17 protein-coding genes and 3 pseudogenes are annotated in these 15,640 nt (G+C 52.9%); 10 read left to right on the top strand and 10 right to left on the bottom strand.

Annotated features, from left to right (window positions below; translation table 11 throughout):
• Nucleotides 1-341: 341 nt before the first annotated feature.
• A complete protein-coding gene (locus tag JMJ16_RS08230; RefSeq protein ID WP_201380171.1) occupies nt 342-779 on the bottom strand; it encodes a transposase in 438 nt (145 codons plus the stop codon).
• Nucleotides 780-1,088: 309 nt separating this feature from the next.
• Here JMJ16_RS08230 and JMJ16_RS08225 point away from each other — a divergent pair.
• A pseudogene (locus JMJ16_RS08225) lies at nt 1,089-1,643 on the top strand (IS6 family transposase); the annotation flags it as partial.
• 71 nt (nt 1,644-1,714) lie between these two features.
• Here JMJ16_RS08225 and JMJ16_RS56820 read toward each other — a convergent pair.
• From JMJ16_RS56820 to JMJ16_RS08210, 3 genes are all read right to left on the bottom strand, one after another.
• On the bottom strand, nt 1,715-1,801 hold the full coding sequence (locus tag JMJ16_RS56820; protein ID WP_374228992.1) for an IS1 family transposase: 87 nt from the start codon (nt 1,799-1,801) through the stop codon (nt 1,715-1,717).
• Between the two features lie 152 nt (nt 1,802-1,953).
• On the bottom strand, nt 1,954-4,431 hold the full coding sequence (locus JMJ16_RS08215; RefSeq protein ID WP_201380160.1) for a serine/threonine-protein kinase: 2,478 nt from the start codon (nt 4,429-4,431) through the stop codon (nt 1,954-1,956).
• Between the two features lie 340 nt (nt 4,432-4,771).
• A complete protein-coding gene (locus JMJ16_RS08210) occupies nt 4,772-5,191 on the bottom strand; it encodes a hypothetical protein (protein WP_201380158.1) in 420 nt (139 codons plus the stop codon).
• Between the two features lie 76 nt (nt 5,192-5,267).
• Here JMJ16_RS08210 and JMJ16_RS08205 point away from each other — a divergent pair, with 76 nt between their 5' ends.
• Nucleotides 5,268-5,429 (top strand): hypothetical protein, encoded by a 162-nt coding sequence (locus JMJ16_RS08205; RefSeq protein ID WP_201380157.1) that lies wholly within the window; start codon nt 5,268-5,270, stop codon nt 5,427-5,429.
• Between the two features lie 112 nt (nt 5,430-5,541).
• On the opposite strand, the pseudogene JMJ16_RS08200 reads toward JMJ16_RS08205, so the two are convergent.
• A pseudogene (locus JMJ16_RS08200) lies at nt 5,542-5,784 on the bottom strand (transposase); the annotation flags it as partial.
• Between the two features lie 711 nt (nt 5,785-6,495).
• Here JMJ16_RS08200 and JMJ16_RS08195 point away from each other — a divergent pair.
• Both JMJ16_RS08195 and JMJ16_RS08190 read left to right on the top strand, forming a co-directional pair.
• Nucleotides 6,496-7,053 carry a hypothetical protein gene (locus JMJ16_RS08195; protein WP_201380154.1) on the top strand — a complete coding sequence of 186 codons (558 nt, stop codon included), beginning with the start codon at nt 6,496-6,498 and terminating at the stop codon, nt 7,051-7,053.
• A 283-nt stretch (nt 7,054-7,336) separates the two neighbouring features.
• Nucleotides 7,337-7,531 carry a hypothetical protein gene (locus JMJ16_RS08190; protein WP_201380152.1) on the top strand — a complete coding sequence of 65 codons (195 nt, stop codon included), beginning with the start codon at nt 7,337-7,339 and terminating at the stop codon, nt 7,529-7,531.
• A 28-nt stretch (nt 7,532-7,559) separates the two neighbouring features.
• On the opposite strand, the gene JMJ16_RS08185 is transcribed toward JMJ16_RS08190, so the two are convergent.
• The 3 genes from JMJ16_RS08185 to JMJ16_RS08175 are packed head-to-tail and all read right to left on the bottom strand — an operon-like array spanning nt 7,560 to nt 8,792.
• Nucleotides 7,560-8,033, bottom strand: coding sequence for a transposase (locus tag JMJ16_RS08185; RefSeq protein WP_201380150.1), 474 nt, complete (start codon nt 8,031-8,033; stop codon nt 7,560-7,562).
• On the bottom strand, nt 8,005-8,343 hold the full coding sequence (locus JMJ16_RS08180) for a helix-turn-helix transcriptional regulator (protein WP_201380148.1): 339 nt from the start codon (nt 8,341-8,343) through the stop codon (nt 8,005-8,007). Before JMJ16_RS08180 ends, JMJ16_RS08185 begins: the two co-directional genes overlap by 29 nt.
• 2 nt (nt 8,344-8,345) lie before the next feature.
• Nucleotides 8,346-8,792, bottom strand: coding sequence for an SRPBCC domain-containing protein (locus JMJ16_RS08175; protein WP_201380146.1), 447 nt, complete (start codon nt 8,790-8,792; stop codon nt 8,346-8,348).
• Nucleotides 8,793-9,211: 419 nt separating this feature from the next.
• On the opposite strand from JMJ16_RS08175, the gene JMJ16_RS08170 reads away from it, so the two are divergent.
• Both JMJ16_RS08170 and JMJ16_RS08165 read left to right on the top strand, forming a co-directional pair.
• Nucleotides 9,212-10,417, top strand: coding sequence for an MFS transporter (locus JMJ16_RS08170; RefSeq protein WP_201380137.1), 1,206 nt, complete (start codon nt 9,212-9,214; stop codon nt 10,415-10,417).
• A 536-nt stretch (nt 10,418-10,953) separates the two neighbouring features.
• Nucleotides 10,954-11,130 (top strand): hypothetical protein, encoded by a 177-nt coding sequence (locus JMJ16_RS08165; protein ID WP_201380135.1) that lies wholly within the window; start codon nt 10,954-10,956, stop codon nt 11,128-11,130.
• A 646-nt stretch (nt 11,131-11,776) separates the two neighbouring features.
• Here the strand turns inward: JMJ16_RS08165 and JMJ16_RS08160 are convergent.
• Nucleotides 11,777-12,247, bottom strand: a complete 471-nt coding sequence (locus tag JMJ16_RS08160) for a class I SAM-dependent methyltransferase (RefSeq protein WP_201380133.1) — start codon at nt 12,245-12,247, stop codon at nt 11,777-11,779.
• Nucleotides 12,248-12,425: 178 nt separating this feature from the next.
• Between JMJ16_RS08160 and JMJ16_RS53770 the strand changes: the two are divergent.
• The 4 genes and pseudogenes from JMJ16_RS53770 to JMJ16_RS08140 all read left to right on the top strand — a co-directional run.
• Nucleotides 12,426-12,551: pseudogene (locus tag JMJ16_RS53770) on the top strand (TetR/AcrR family transcriptional regulator); the annotation flags it as partial.
• A gap of 272 nt (nt 12,552-12,823) precedes the next feature.
• Nucleotides 12,824-13,018 carry a metal-sensing transcriptional repressor gene (locus JMJ16_RS08150; RefSeq protein ID WP_236601547.1) on the top strand — a complete coding sequence of 65 codons (195 nt, stop codon included), beginning with the start codon at nt 12,824-12,826 and terminating at the stop codon, nt 13,016-13,018.
• A 95-nt stretch (nt 13,019-13,113) separates the two neighbouring features.
• Nucleotides 13,114-13,539: a hypothetical protein gene (locus JMJ16_RS08145; protein ID WP_201380131.1), complete on the top strand. Its 426-nt coding sequence runs from the start codon at nt 13,114-13,116 to the stop codon at nt 13,537-13,539.
• A gap of 512 nt (nt 13,540-14,051) precedes the next feature.
• Complete coding sequence (locus JMJ16_RS08140) at nt 14,052-14,318, top strand: metal-sensitive transcriptional regulator (RefSeq protein WP_201380129.1); 267 nt, start codon at nt 14,052-14,054, stop codon at nt 14,316-14,318.
• 53 nt (nt 14,319-14,371) lie between these two features.
• Here JMJ16_RS08140 and JMJ16_RS08135 read toward each other — a convergent pair whose 3' ends face one another.
• Entirely contained in the window at nt 14,372-15,568 is a 1,197-nt protein-coding gene (locus JMJ16_RS08135) for a permease (protein ID WP_201380127.1), read from the bottom strand.
• Between the last annotated feature and the right edge of the window lie 72 nt (nt 15,569-15,640).

The raw sequence follows: 15,640 nt of genomic DNA, 5'->3' as shown, positions 1-15,640 counted from the left end.
GAATATTTACATACTAGCTCTCTCTCAAAAGGTCGGTGAAACCTGACGACCAAAGTGCTCGACAATGCAGCCTTTCTCGTCCTGAAACGACTTGAGCCAGACCTAAGAGATGATTTACACCAAAGGTCAGAAGCTCTGTCAAATCACAGAAAGCAGGAATATTGGGTTCAGTCCTTGCGTAATACCGTGCCAGCGGCGCCTGAATGAGCGTTTGCAAGATCTGGATAAGACGTCGATCCTGTTGCATTTGCATGGTTTCGGCTGGCGTCAAGGGCAATTGGTCCCACCAGATCGAGTCGGACACCCTCGTGAGAAAACGCTGGTGCTCGGGCTGCTCCAGGTTATGACGGGGACCGCAATCCGTGCAGCCGATTGAAGGCTTGGGTGCGTTGAGCAACAAGCCGTTTGCGATGCGCGAGCAAGGTTCGCATCTCACACACGTCCTGCGGCGGAACCCAAACCGCTGGAACCAGACGAGCGGCGAGAAGTTGAGCAAGCTTAATAGTATCACGAGCATCGGTCTTGATACGAACTGAGGCAAGCAGTTTGACCGTAGAGGAGTGGGCAACGGTCCCGTTGGCTACCAACGGGACCAGACGATCGTGCATTTCCCAGGCGTTGGTGCTCGCTTCCAGAACCACTGCGTCCGAGAGAGACAAGTGTTCTGGTACCCAGGCCCAGAACGCTTCGAAGCCGAAGCGGCGTGGAGTCAACACGATGTGCTGGTTGGCGTCAACGGCCCCGACAACCAGGTAGGTACGATGAAGATCCAGGGCCACAAAACGAGTCACCCCGGAGAATCAGAAAGAGCGTGCATGCAAAATTCCTTTCCTATGCATGAGAGAGAACTGGCGTAATATCAAGACAAGGCACGTGTTCATGGGCAAGAGGTGATCATTCACCGATACGAGCTCTGGAATCATCTCCAGTCTCAGTGAAGAGATCCGGGTGGGCAACCAAACAGTGGTACGAGCTCTTCTGTCTCATGACGAACTTCGGTTGGCCCAAACACCACATTCCCCTGAGGCGTTCCCACCTTCTCTACGTAAGTAGGATACCATCCACGTGCCTTCATCACAACATTCTAACAGTGGTGCCTCACATTCGGTCAGACCTACGCCAATGAACTGCGACGTCGCCGTCCTCGCTGTGGTGACACATGGCATATGGACGAGGTGTCCCTCACCATTGGTGGGAAGAGACATTACCTGTGGCGAGCCGTCGATCAGCATGGCAATGTGTTGCATATCCTCGTGCAGAGTCGGCGCCACAAAAAAGCGGCCAAACGCTTCTTTCGCAAGCTGCTCAAAGGCCTCCAATACGTTCCGCGAGTCATCATCACCGACAAACTGGCCAGCTATGGAGCTGCAAAGAAAGACATCATGCCAGGCGTCGAGCATCGCCAGCACAAGGGCTTGAAGAATCAAGCGGAGAACTCGCACCAGCCAACACGGCAATGTGAACCTACGATGCGCCGTTTCAAATCCCCTGGTCACGCGCAACGCTTTCTCTCTACTTTTGGGTTGATCTCTGATCATTTTCGTCCCAAACGACATCATTTCCAGGCCGGGGAGTATCATACCATCATACAGGAGCGACTCCAGACGTGGAATGAGGTAATTGGAAGGAAAACAGTCGCATAAGTCCGACTCCGCCTCCTTGATACTCAGCTTCTTTTCTCTCTCTCCTGTCTCTTCCTGAAAAAGCTCTTCTCTTATTTCATCAAGTTGACAATACCTCGGCCGTTACGCACGAGCGCGTCGCTCCCGCAATGGGGACAATGAACGATGACTGATAGCATGTGGCGTCTGGCCTCTCGCATGTATGATACTCTTACACTACGGTATCATTCCCTTTTTAGCCACTACCCCTTGTTGAAAGACAGCATATTTTGGTCGTGGGACGACCGGGCTTGGGCTTGCCCCTCGAAAGCCCCGGCTTGGGTGGGGATCGTTACAGGTGAAAGGCGTAGAGCTTGTGATCACCAGAGCCGACATAGACCACGCCGTTCGCCACTGTTGGCGAGGAGGTGATCCAACCGCCAGTTGGATCGGAAGACCAGAGGGGAGAGCACATGCTCGTGCCGCAGCCCCCAGCGTTATAAGCGTAGAGTTTGTGATCATCAGAGCCGACATAGACCACGCCGTTCGCCACTATCGGTGAGGAGGTGATCCAGTTGCCAGTTGGGCTGGAGGACCAGAGGGGGAGGCAGAGGCTGCTACCGCAGCCTGCAGCCTTGTAGGCGTAGAGTTTATGGTCATGAGAACTCACGTAGACGATGCCGTTGGCTACCGCTGGCGAGGAATAGATAAAGTCTCCAGTTGGGCTGGAGGACCAGAGGGGGGAGCACGTACTCGTGCCACATCCCTCTGCCTTGTAGGCGTAGAGTTTGTGGTCATGAGAACTCACGTAGACGACGCCGTTGGCTACTGCTGGCGAGGAGTTGATGATAGCACCAGTAGGATTGGAGGACCAGAGCGGGGAACAGGTGGGTATGCCACTGCCACACCCATCAGCTCTGTAAGCGTACAGCCTGTGATCATTCGAGCCGACATAGACGATGCCATTGGCTACTGCTGGCGAGGAGTAGATGATGCCACCAGTGGGATCGGAGGACCAGAGCGGGGAACAGGTGTTTGCGCCACACCCATCAGCGTTGTAAGCGTAGAGTTTGTGGTCATTCGAGCCCACATAGACGACGCCATTGATCACTGCTGGTGAGGATTCAATCGCTTGGCCAGTAGGGGCAGAGGACCAGAGGAGAGAACAGGTGTTTGCGCCACACCCATTGGCCTTATAGGCATAGAGCCTATGATCATCAGAACCAACATAGACGATACCATTGGCTATTGCTGGCGAGGAGTTGATGATGCCGCCGGTAGGAGTGGAGGACCAGAGTGGGGAGCACATGCTCGTGCCGCAGCCACTCGCTGTGTAAGCATAGAGTTTGTGATCATCAGAGCCGACATACACGACGCCATTGAGCACCACTGGCGACGAGCCAATGAAATTGCCAGTTGGGCTGGAGGTCCATGCTCTCTTGAGGCCGGGCACCGTAGTCGCGTTTAAGATATGCTCAAAAGGATTATTGCGCGTACGCTGGGCATCGAAGCCAAACATACTCTGGCTGGTGGTGGTTGGTTGCGTGTATGCAGTAGCGGTCATTGTTGTCAAAGCGTTCATGGTTGCCGGGCCTCTGTGTGTTGTCGCCGTGGCATTCGCATTATAAGTGGAGATCAGCATTGTCATCGTCGAGAGGCCAAGACTTCCAAGAAGAACAAGGACGGCCAGACCAAGAAGGAAGAGAACAAGCGGTCGAACCCTTCGTTTCCCATGAGGGAATGGCACAGCATGAGCGATGCGGGAGGGAACGGCAGACGGTGGGAGAGCTGAAGCACCTGCTGCTTCAGTCAGTTCAGGGGTGGGCAGCGGTGATGCGAGTGGTGTGGAAACGGGAGAAAGAAGCTTCTTGGGAAAGACGGGGCCGCTTTCCAGAGGTGCAACGACCTCAACCGATTCCGCTGTTGGTGTCGGTACCGCTGCTCTCGGAAGTGGAAACGTGTTGAGCGAGGATGGGAGCGGCACACGACAGGGGGAGCTCTCCTGTCGCTCGCTGGCTTGCTGAAGGGCATTTGCAAAGGCCATCACGCTGGCAAAGCGTTGGCTAGGCTCCTTCGCGAGCGCAGTCAGCACAACCTGTTCCACCTCGATGGAGAGCGCTGGCATGTGTTCGCGCAAAGGAGCAGGCGATGCCATGTGCTGTTGCATGGCGATCTCAGCCGCTGTCCCTGTGAAGGGGCGGTTGCCGGTGAGCCATTCGTAGACAACGATGGCAAGGGCATATTGGTCGCTGGCCGGGCATGGTTTGCCTTGAAGTTGTTCGGGAGCCATATATGGCAGAGTGCCACTGATGCCTTCGTGTGCGTTCAGCGAGCGGGAACTGTGGGCGACGACGGCAATGCCAAAGTCGCTGAGTAGCACATGGTCGTGAGCCCCCAGCAGCATATTTTCCGGCTTCACATCTCGATGGATGAGGTGCTGCTCGTGGGCATACTGCAATGCGGAAGCGAGCGGCGCAAGGTAGGAGAGCACGGTAAAGAGCGATACCGGTGTTCCTTTCGGATGTTTGTCGCGCAGGGTGCCGTGAGAGGCGTAATCCATCACAAGATAAGGGATCTCGTCACGATCAATGCCAAAATCAAGCAATTGAATGATATGGGGATGGCGCAGCCGGAAGGTACGGGCCTCGTTAATAAATTCTTTGAATTCGTCGCTCCCTGCCAGGGGGGTATGAAGCACCTTGACCGCAGCCTGGGTATGCGTATGTTTGTGCTCTCCAAGATATACATCGCCAAAGCCGCCACCCCCCAGCCTCCGCAACAAGTGATACTCTCCAATGTGTTGGCCGACACGATTGGGACGATCCGCCATGGTACACCTCTTTTTGTGGCAGAGAGCAATTCCATCTCCGCTCGCTACTCTATTCTAGAGTACGCATATAGTACACGTCAAGTTCCCATGACCACATTTTGACGGTATTGCCGATGACAGGGGGAAGAGAAGTGCGCGGAGCAGTGGTTCCTTCACCAGGAAGAGGTTTTTGGTGCTCCATTCTGTCCTGTGCTCACCTCATGCTCGAGAAAAAGCGAATCAAGCTGACTGGTTGTTACCAGGAATCGCCACAAGGCACTGGCAAAATTCCCGTCTCGCTGTGTGGTAGATGACGGAGAGTCAGTGATGTCTATGGGGTCATTCGTCCTTCAAAAGCCCCTCATGCATTGCGCTGTGTCAACGCGTTGCCTTTGAGGCAAGGGGGCTGGTGGCGAGGGACGTGTTCACCCTCGCTTGATTTGCTCTTTGGAGCTTCAGAAGGTGCAATACACCGTTTGGGACGGCGCTTGCTCGCCTGCTCCATGGCAGCGTCTAATCGTTGTTGTATGGTCTCACCTGAGAGACAAATGGACATCCCGTGTTGAACGAAACAAAGAGGGGTTCCATCGGGCACGGTGACCACAGGACCCCCGGCTATACCACTGATATAACAGAAGAAGACCTCTTGCTTCTCGTCGAGCAAGTGCATGTTCTGCCGCTTCCCAGACATGCGTCTCACCTGCCATCCTCGATCACGCACCATTTGCTCAAAGGTTGAGATATCTAGACGAGATTCAGATCCTGCAGATGTTTCGCCCATAATGACTCCTTCAGAATGATCTCACTAAGTTTGCACTTTCCCAAATGGGTGAAAAAATTGAAAGCATGGAGGACTCATGATACAAAAGAAACAAGCAAAAATCCTCACTGTGCTGCTTGCGTTGATCGTCGGCTCACAAGGGTTCACGCTCTTGCACATCAAGCGGGCGGTGGCTGGCAGTAAAAGCCTGGCAAGCCTGAGTTCTCCTTCAAGGCACCCCAAGCGAGCAAATTGCTGATCTTTTGGCCGCTTAAGCAGCCCTTTGGAAATGTGCAAACTTAGTGTTCTACTAAAGGCTGAACAATGACGCTTTTTATTATTCTACGTGAGTTCTGGATAAGTCAAGCTGATCAAGCAGCCAGGAGAGCGTGCTCATCGAGATGAAGACCTGGTTTTTTGTCCTGATGGCTGTAGGCAATGAGCCCGGCAATCAAATGAACCACAAAATTGGCGGGACTACGATGACGAGAATGCTCGATCTGCGAAATATTCTTGAGCTGGTCGATAATGGACTCGATAATCGCCCGTTTGCGCAGCAGGAGCTTGTCCGACAGATGCATGAGCCGGTTTTTCATGTTTTTGCGCAGCCTTGTGTGGCGCACCCCCTAGCTAGAGTCACTACCCAAATTTAATGCGACAAATGATAACTTATCATTCTTCACACAATTCGTATACTAGATGTAAGAGCCTCTAGCAGATCTTCGCCCCCAACATATGCATGGCACGCTTTTCGCCATGTAAACAGCGTTGATCAGCCTGCAAGTATTCACTGACGAGTACCTGACAGGCTGATTTTTTCTCCCCGCATGAAGGAAGGAATCAGAACCAGCCTCGTGCAGAGGAGCGGAACAGTTTCGCCCATGTGTTTCATGTGTTTGCCTGCTTGCATATGCAAGATCGAAGAGGTAACAGTGGGCAGCGATGTGGCGATGCCCTAAGTACTATGTATGATGAGTTCTCCCAAACGAGGATAACGGGAAAGCCTGCTGGAAAACATGCCCTCCTCGCAGGCTTTTGCTTTGTGATGTTCTCATCTGAAGACGCGCGCTCTGCATTCATGTCGCTGCTTCATCCCCTCTTGACCCATGTGGAAGTCAACGCCATCATTTCAGCGAAGCCATTCCTTTCCGTGGCAAGCTCTTGTTTCCACTGCCCAGAGGTGTGACGTTGCCGGCCCCCCAATGGTTTGACCCGCGAGCGGGGTAAGCACGTATACAGGCCTTCTTCCATCTGTCTATGAAGCAAGCCTGTATACTACATTTGGCAATGAGATGCACCCCTGGCATAGAAAAGACACTCCTCATATGCCAACGTTGGTTCTCGGTACCACAGCCTTCTCTCAAAGCAAGTGCTCGCAGACGTCAAACAGCGTAAGCGCCTTGCTCACACTTCTTTTCTCTCACGCAGGTATTGTCAACTTAAAAAATTTTGTTGATGAGCTTTCCCCACATCGACGCCACATTCGCAGGATACTCCAGAAAACACGGTTAGAAAAAGGGCGTTATCCCCACTTTGGAGTCTGTTTCTCTTGTTTAATCTCTACAATTTTGCTTAAGTTGACAATACCACCAATTTCCCACGCAGGAAAAAACAATACTACAGTCCGTTTTCATAAAACTTTTTTTATCGTCCCTCTTGAAAAAAACGAACTCAAGCCGTGGCAACACGAGCAATGGTGCATTCCGCAGGTAGGAGCACCATTTGTGGCAGCCATGGAAGATGTGCTCGAACGCTATGAAGAGGAGTACGATCCGCAGTATCCCACGGTGTGCTTTGATGAAAAACCGGTTTCTTTGATCGCCGATGTCTCTCCTTCCCAAGCTGTTGCGCTAGGAGTTTCCGCACGTATAGACTATGAATAGCAACGCCATGCTACCTGCAATGCCTTTGTCTTTGTCGAACCCCAGGCTGGCTGGAGACATATCCATGTGACTCAGCAGCGCACAAAGCAGGATTATGCCCACTGTATGCAATGACTCGTGGATGAGGCGTATCCCAAAGCCGAATATATCCGGGTGGTCCAGGATAATCTGAGTACTCACACGCCTGCCGCCCTCTACGAGACCTTTGCTCCAGCCAAAGCCCGGCGCATCGCGACGTCGCTTGGAGTTTCATTTTACTCCCAAACACGGGAGCTGGCTGAACATGGCAGAAATCGAGATCGGGATTTTTTCTCGCGGGTGTTTGTCCCATCGGGTCGGCGACGAAGCGACGCTGCTTCGACGCTTCCAAGCCCTTGAGACCGAGTGCAATGACAAGCATTGTACCATCACCTGGTGTTTTACCTCTGATGATGCTCGTGTGAAGCTCGAACGACTTTATCCCATCAAGCAAACCTAACTGGACTGACCACTAAGTGGTTCATTCGCTAAATACGCATAACTTTGACCTGGAAAGAGAATGTGTGAGACTGACGAAGTGGCTGGTGACGACGACGTCCCCAGCCAAAGGGATGCTTGTGCGCATTCCAATAGGCTGTGGCGGCTTCAACGGCCCTCATCACCTCCTCCCACGTTTCAAAACATCTTCCTTTTAAGGCAAGGGAGCGTAGGGTCTTCCACCAAGGTTCAATCAAATTGAGATAGGCGGCGCGACTGGGTTGATAGACAAATTCCCAACGAGAATGGTGGATCTGGAAGAGCAGCAAATCGTGGCAATGGTGCATATCCAGATTGTCCAGGACAGCGTAGATGCGCTCAATCGTGGCATCAAGCCAGTCATCTACCTCACAGAGAAAGTCGATAAAATGAAGCAAGCAACGAAGTGGATAGCACTGGGTTAAGAGCTGATCGAGGATGGCGGTCATGGTGGTATCACTCTTCTTGAGGAAGCGTTTCAGCAATATGTTTAATCTTTTGTAGCCGTTCATCCCAGAGCGTTGCAGCCCGTGACAGTTCCTGGGCTGCAACGCTGAGTCCTTCTGGCGAGAGGCGAAAACGTACCTCTTTGCCCGTTTTGCGCTCTTTGACGAGACCTGCCCTTTTCAGAACAGCGATGTGTTTACTCACCGCCTGGCGGCTAAACGGCACGTCATCAGCCAGCCTGCTTGCAGTGGCTTCACCTTTGAGAAGCAAAACCTCGATGAGCTTCCGTCGGCTCGGTTCAGCAATGGCAAACCAGAGCTCTTCATTAAAAGGGGCAGGTGATGACATAGCTACGCCTTTGTTGGAATGTTCTGGGCACAACGCTGCAACGTGGACAGAAAGTCATCCCAGCCAGGGGTATGGTTGGCAATCAGAGTGGCCTTCTGTTCTGCGGTCATCTCGAGTTGCTCGAAACCGCTTTCTGTGAAGGAGAGCTTTGTCTCTGCACCATCCTCTGTCAGCCTGAACGCAACCAGGGTTTGCTGCTGGGTTGGTTTGGTTTCCTCATCGGGTGCGACCCACAGAAATGAGAAAAGATGCGGCTTCTCTACCTCGACAATTTCCAGGGGGGCTTCAACATCCTCGCCCCAGATCAGTTTGCCTTTTCCTCCTCGTCGCACATCTATTTCTACCTGACTCCCAAACCACTGGCGAATGTATTCAGGCTTTGTGATGACTTCCCATACTGTCGCTATTGGTGCCGCAATGCTGATTTCTCGCTCAATCTTCTCGGTCATAGAATTATACTCCTGACGTCATGTCATGTAACCAACGCTTCCAGAGTCGCTCGCATATATGCAACCAAAGGTTGCATATCATGTCTCTTATTTTACTGAGAAAGAAGCACGTTGTCAAGAGAAGAGCAGGCTGTTTTCAAAAAGCGGACAACATCAGAACGCCCTCGCTCTGGATACTGCTCAAAGAGGCTACCGGGAGTCCTTTTGTCAGGAGGTTCCACCGGGCTCACTACTGCTCAGCTAAAAATCTCGTCATACACGCAACCCGTGGGAGTTTCAAAGGCTTCATGCCTTCCGCAAGACTCACTGGTGAGCGTTTCCGCTTTTGCATCCCGCTTTGAGAAGAGTTATGCAACCGAAGGTTGCACATACTACCTATTGCAAGTGATAGCAACGCTCTGAAAGAAGGGAACGAGGACATGCAGCTACCTCTCACCAACCACACACCATGGACATCTCGGTCTCAAGCGCTGCGAACCCGCCTGCTGCCACTTTATATCGCCGCTTTTTCGCAGGGGCTGGTGCTCTGGGCGCCCATCGAGAAGGTGTTTCTCCGGGGTCTTGGGTTTGACCAGGCCGCCCTTGGCCTGATGGCCGCCTGCTATAGCAGCCTCATCCCGCTGCTCGATCTCCTCTCGGGTCTCCTTGCTGATCGCTGGAGCCGCAAGGGCATTCTCATGCTGGCCTCGCTCGCCGCCATGCTCAACGCCCTGCTCGGGGGACTCAGCTACAATATCCCGACCTACCTGGTCAGCACCCTCTTCTTCGGGGTCGAGGTTGCCCTGGTGTCGGGCACCTACGAGTCCATCCTGTATGACACGCTACTTGAGGAGACCGGGCACGGGCTCGCCTTTGCCCGGCATCTGAGCCAGGTGAAGCTGCTGGGTAGCCTGGCCTTACTCCTCAGTGCGCTCGCTGGTGGGCTGGTGGCCGTGTTGCTTTCACCGCGGCTGGCGTATTTTGCCACGATTCCGCTGGGGGCCATTTCCCTGGGCGCCCTGCTCCCCTTCCGGGAACCTCATCTGCATCACACCGAGGAGCGCATCTCGCTCGCCAGCCATCTGCGGGCTATCTCGCAGATCCTCTTCCAGCGAGGGAAAACCCTGCGCACCGTCACCATCTTACTAACCACCTCGCTCCTTCTCTCGGCAGTCTTCGAGTTTGGACCGCTGTGGCCGCTGGCCCTGGCTACTCCGGTTGGGCTCTATGGGGTAGCCACAGCGGCGGTGCTCTCGGCGGGAGGAGCAGGCTCCTGGCTTGCGGCCCGACTGACGCTCTCGAAGCCAGCCAGCGTCGTGGGGATGGCCGGGTTGCTGGTGGCGTCGAGTCTGGCGCTGGTCGCCGTGAGAAGCGCGGTGATCGTTATCCTGGCCCAGGGGGTGTTGGTTGCAGGAGGAGTCGCGGTCAATACGATTTTTACCCGCATGCTGCACGATTCCCTCCCCTCAGAGGTGCGAGCGGGAGCAGCCTCGGGGGTGAGTGCCTTCTCCTCGCTCGCCTTTGTGTTCTTCGCGCTGCTCTTTGGGGTGGTGAGCCAGCACGCTGACATCTTTCATGCAGGGTGGATGGTGGTTGGGATCACGCTGCTGGCTGGCGCGCTGCTGGTCAAAAGTGCTCACCGGTGAGTGTGGTGAGCACCTTTTCTTCTCTCTTCAAGGGACTGGCGATGCCGCGCCCACCACCAGCGCGTGCAAACACCCCTCTCTCGTCGTCCTCTTCCAGAAACACACACAAAAATCTATGCGATATCGCATGTTTTACGCACACAGACACACAGACTCTCCACAACAGCTAACTTCGACTCTCCACAACAGCCAACTTCGACCCTCCACACCACCACCTGGCGCCTCCTCTCTCGAGCGCTGGGCCTTCCTCTCCTCTCTCTGGATCACTGGTAACCTCCTTTCCACCCCCTCCTCCACAAGGACACCCACTGCATCGCTTCCTTCCCTCTTCCCTCCATCCTCTCACTGGAAACCCGGTTTTCCCCCCTCCCAGTACCAAGAGTGGCCAGGAGCCTTATTCCTGCCAAAAACAGGACCGTCTCTTGCCAAAGAAGAAGCGAACGTTACTTCTTGATGAAGGAGACGTTGTCTAAACATGTATGCATTATCTTCAATACATGCATGTTTCATATTTGAAGAATGAAAGAAGAAATCTCATGAAAGTTGGTTCCTATGTCGTTGCAGTGGTTGGAATTCTTGCCATCATCGCTGGCATTGTTCTGAAAGTGACCGGCCAGGCGCATGGACTCACAACCCTGGGAGCCGGCGCTGTGCTGTTGATCCTTGGCCTGGTTGGCGCTTTTGTTCTCAAGCCCAAGGCTCAGGAGTCCTAACAGCCTCTCAGTTCACGAGGAAGCCTTCCCCACTGCTCACAAGAGGCAGGAGGAGGGCATCCCCATCTGCTTCGCGACCCGCTCTTTTTTTGCGGGTCGCAAGGACTCACTCTTTCGACGAAACCATGGATCAAACCCTACATCTTTGTGGGGGAATGAGCAGTAGTATATTGCACTCCCACACACTCGTCTATCACACCAGCACCCATCACACACCTCCGGCACACACCTTCCACCGACGCCTATCGCGCACGTCTCACGATCGCGCTGGCACACCTCCACCCCTGACCCACTCCCCCTCTCTCTTCCACTATGACTATATGCAATTCTGTGCCATATCACAGGCGTTCCTCCACACACACCTATGTCGTCCCTCATCACCTCTTCTGCAAAAAGGAGACCTCGCGCTTCCACCTTCAGATAGATCACGCATAAATCTATGCGATATCACATGTAGAATACATGTGAATGTGGGCTCCAAGAGATGCTCTCTCTCCCTCCTCGCGCTAGCGATCACCTTCATGCACATACAGTGAGGCGTGCTACGTGGGCAAACTCCTCCGGCGCGCCAGCAGAGACAGGACCTCCCAGCTCCTCAACGCGAAACAGGGCAACGTCCTCGCGCGACAAGCAGCATATCAGGGACTCACCAAAACCATCTCGAATGATTGTAGCTATAGCCTTCTCTCACACCCGACTCAACACAACGTGCCCGCAAGGAGAAGTTCCAACCGCAACAGATGTTGGCAGCCAGCGATATGCCTCCACCTGGCTGTGTATCGAGGTCAGGCACCCAAGCCTTCTGACCCCGCGTGAGCCATGAAGCAGCTTTCGCACGCGCACGAGCGACGTGACCTGTGTTGCCAACACGAAGTTGTACTTCTATCGCCAGCGTTCCCGTGCCGCAGCCCACATCTAGCACCTGCTCGCCGGGCTGAATGCGGGCCAGATTGGCAGTTCTCTGCCTCAATTTTCGTAGCTGGCCACGAAACACAAAGGTATCGGTAAACCAGGTTCCCATGTCATAGCGCCATCCTCCCGTCAGGACCAGCCCTTTTGTCTCTGCGGCTGTTGCCTCGGATGTCTTGCCATGAAAGCGACGTGCGAATGAATGCATAGGTTTGCTCCTTGTAGAGACACCTCTCTTATGCCAGAGGGTGTAGTGACATATTGATTGATTTGAGACAAGCTATCTCAAGCGTGTATTTCTGTTTCATTTCAAGTATAGTGGGATGAACATTCGGGGGCAAGAATCAATCGATAAGAAATGTCTCAAATGAGACAAGGAGCACAAAATGACTCAGCAGGAAAAGAATGTACACGTCAGACGGACACAGAAATTATTGCGGGAGGCATTAATTGCGTTAATCGAGGAGCAAGGTTTCGAGGAACTCACCGTTGGCGAAATCACCGAGCGTGCAATGGTGAGCCGGGCTGCGTTCTATCGCAATTATCAGGATAAATATGCTCTGGTTGAGAAGATTTTTGAGGAAGCCATGAGCGAATTGATGAACGCGCTCGGAAAGATGGGGACGGAACACCCTCCAGAGGTCTGGATGGCATTCTTCGAGCATATCGCGGCATACGAACTCCTCTATCGAGCGTTGCTTGGCAGGAAAGGGAGTCCCTGGTTTGTGAGGAAGTTTGCCACCGGCTCCGGTATATTGAGGGACATTTGGGCGGTATTCGTAAGATGGTTGAAGAGGACAAGTACTGTGTTGATATCTTACACCAGACCCATGCTGTACGCAAAGCACTTGAGAAACTCGAAAAGCTTCTCCTCGAAAGCCATTTGCGGATCTGCGTTCCTGAAGGGATTACGGCTGGCAATGAAGGCACAATTGTTCAAGAGTTACTTCAACTCTACCATGTGGATACATCGCGCTAGCTGTACTTTCAGATTCTGCCTCTTCTGAAGTAGGCACATCGTTCGTCTCTCTGAAGCGTGAATTCACAGAGAGAGCATAACATAAAGGAGCTTCTATGAAACGTTTTCTCGCTGTTTTTCTGCTGCTGACATTTGCTCTTGTCTTGGTTGGGTGTGGACAGACAACGAGCACCTCGAAGGGACATACGGTTAACGTCACCCTCTCTGAGTTTAAGATCGAGACATCCGCTTCAACGTTTCAGCCAGGCACGGCATACCAATTTTCTGTCACGAATACGGGCAAGACGGATCACGAGTTTATGATTCTACCTTCCTCCCAGGGAAACATGAGTGGTATGTCAATGGATGATATGGACAAGATGGCGCTTGCAAGTATCGATACGATTCATCCGGGAGAAACCAAGACGCTTGAATATACCTTTCCATCTTCTACCGCTGGAACGCAACCAGAGTTTGCATGTTACTTGCCTGGGCATTATGAGGCTGGAATGAAGCAAGACATTCATATTCGCCAGCCATAGGTACCAGAGGTAGCCCTTACGATGGGCATTCACGAGTCGTGTGACGGTAGGGACACTGAAGATCTTTTCGTCGGGAAACAACAAACGCTTTTTGGTCAACTACCGTCAGCCACCAAGGATCAAAGGAGTTAAGAACAGCTTTAATAGTGGACAGAGAGACAATTTGGGCAGCCTCACAGGATGTTGATGATCCCCTTTTCCGACCTCGCGGTGGTTGGTGGTCACTCATGGCCTGGGCAACTAGAATACAGCTTCTCTTTCACAAGGGAACACCTGTTGGAGTCGCTGCGCCGTGTTTCTCTCCTGGAGACGACGTTGCTGAAGTCCAATTTGCACTCTTCCCATCCCATCGGCAGCCTCTTCTTGCATCACAATTGTTCGATGCCGTTTTGCACCAGGCGAGGAGTAGTCATGCTCCTCGCCTTCGTGCTTATGAAGAGGTCTCATTGTGAGACACTTCTGCTCATGCTATACTACAGGCTCAGAGTGGAAAGCAATGAAGGAGACTTGGCATGCACGCACAGAAAGATGCTACCTTGAGGGGACTCAGCGAGATTGAACAGCGCGTGAGCGAGATTCGCCAGATGGTCGAAGAAGATGTATATTGTGTTGAGATTTTACGCCAGGCGTATGATATACGCAAAGCGATTGAAGAGCTGGAAAACAGCATTCTCCAGGGACATCTCCAGGGATGTGTTCCCGAAGGGATCAAAGAAGGAAAGCTAGAGGCAGTGCAACAGGAATTGTTGCAATTGTACAGTATGGTGGGCAATCGTTGAGCTGAAGAGATGTTTCTCTTCAGCTCAACGTCTATAAAGAGCGGCCTCTGTGTTTACGAGGCATGTTCATGGTGATGCATCGTATGGTGACCCTCATCGTCATGCGACATTTTATGTCCTGAACCATTCATCATCTTCAACATCGCTGGACCACCCGTGCGAAGAAACCGGATGACCAGGATCGCTGCCAGCACCAGGAAGATGATATTGAGGATACTGGTATAGTTCCATTGAAAGCCTTCCGTGATCGTAGCCACGTTGCGGTTCTGCGGAATGATCCCAAGGGCTGCAAAGAGGAATTCGACGACGTAGCCTGCGGCAGCCATCGTCACATAGAAGGTGACCAGAATATACCCTATCATCTTCCAGCCATAATATTTGCGATAAATATCGAGGATTGGCAGAATGATCAGGTCGGCAAAGATGAAACTGACAACCCCACCAAAGCTAATTCCTCCTCTCCATAAGACGGCTGCGAGTGGGACATTGCCAACTGAACAGACGAAGCTGAAGATGGCGACGAGCGGTCCAACGAGTGGCCCTTCGATCTTTGCCAGTGTCGGATTATTTGAGAGGAAAAACGCCTGCCAGAACGATTCGGGAACCCACGCCGCCAGTGCTCCGGCAATGAGTAAGCCGAGCGCGATATCGACCCAGACGGAGGCCCAATCCATCACGAAGTAGTGACTGACCGCAGTAAAGCCTTTGCCGCTGAAGAGCTTCTGCCAGAAGGACCCACCTTCCACACTCATATCCATGGCCGCATGCCCCTCCATCCTCCCCATCACGCCCTTTGCCGCCTGCTCTTTCGCTTGCTGGACCAGACGAGGCGTCAATGTCAAGCGAAAAATGACTGCCAGGAAGATGACCATGAGAAGACCGCCAAGGTATTCAGCGGCAGCAAATTGCCACCCCATGAGCACAATCAGAATGATGCCCAGTTCAATGACCAGGTTCGTGGAAGCCAGTTCAAAGACCATAGCAGAGGTAAAACTTGCGCCTTTCTGGAAAATGGAGCGCGCCAGAGCCACGGCGGCATAGGAGCAAGAACTGGAGGCAATGCCAAAGAGCGTTGCTAGCGTGAGATTTTTGGGCGAATCTCCTCCGAGCGCCTGGGCCATCGTCTTATGTGAGACGACGGCTTGTACAATGCCCGAAAGGGCAAAGCCAAGAATAAGCGGCCAGAGGATCTCCCAGCACATACTCAGGGCCATCGAGAGGGCTTGCAGAATGGCGGTGATAAGATACATGGTTCTTTTCCTTTCACGACACCTTTTTGGCTTTTGTGTCTTCTTGTTGATACACGTGTCACAGACACGGTA

The organism is Ktedonobacter sp. SOSP1-52, assembly GCF_016587395.1.
The sequence above is the reverse complement of the archived record's forward strand: the minus strand, read 5'-3'. Positions and strand labels throughout refer to the sequence as shown.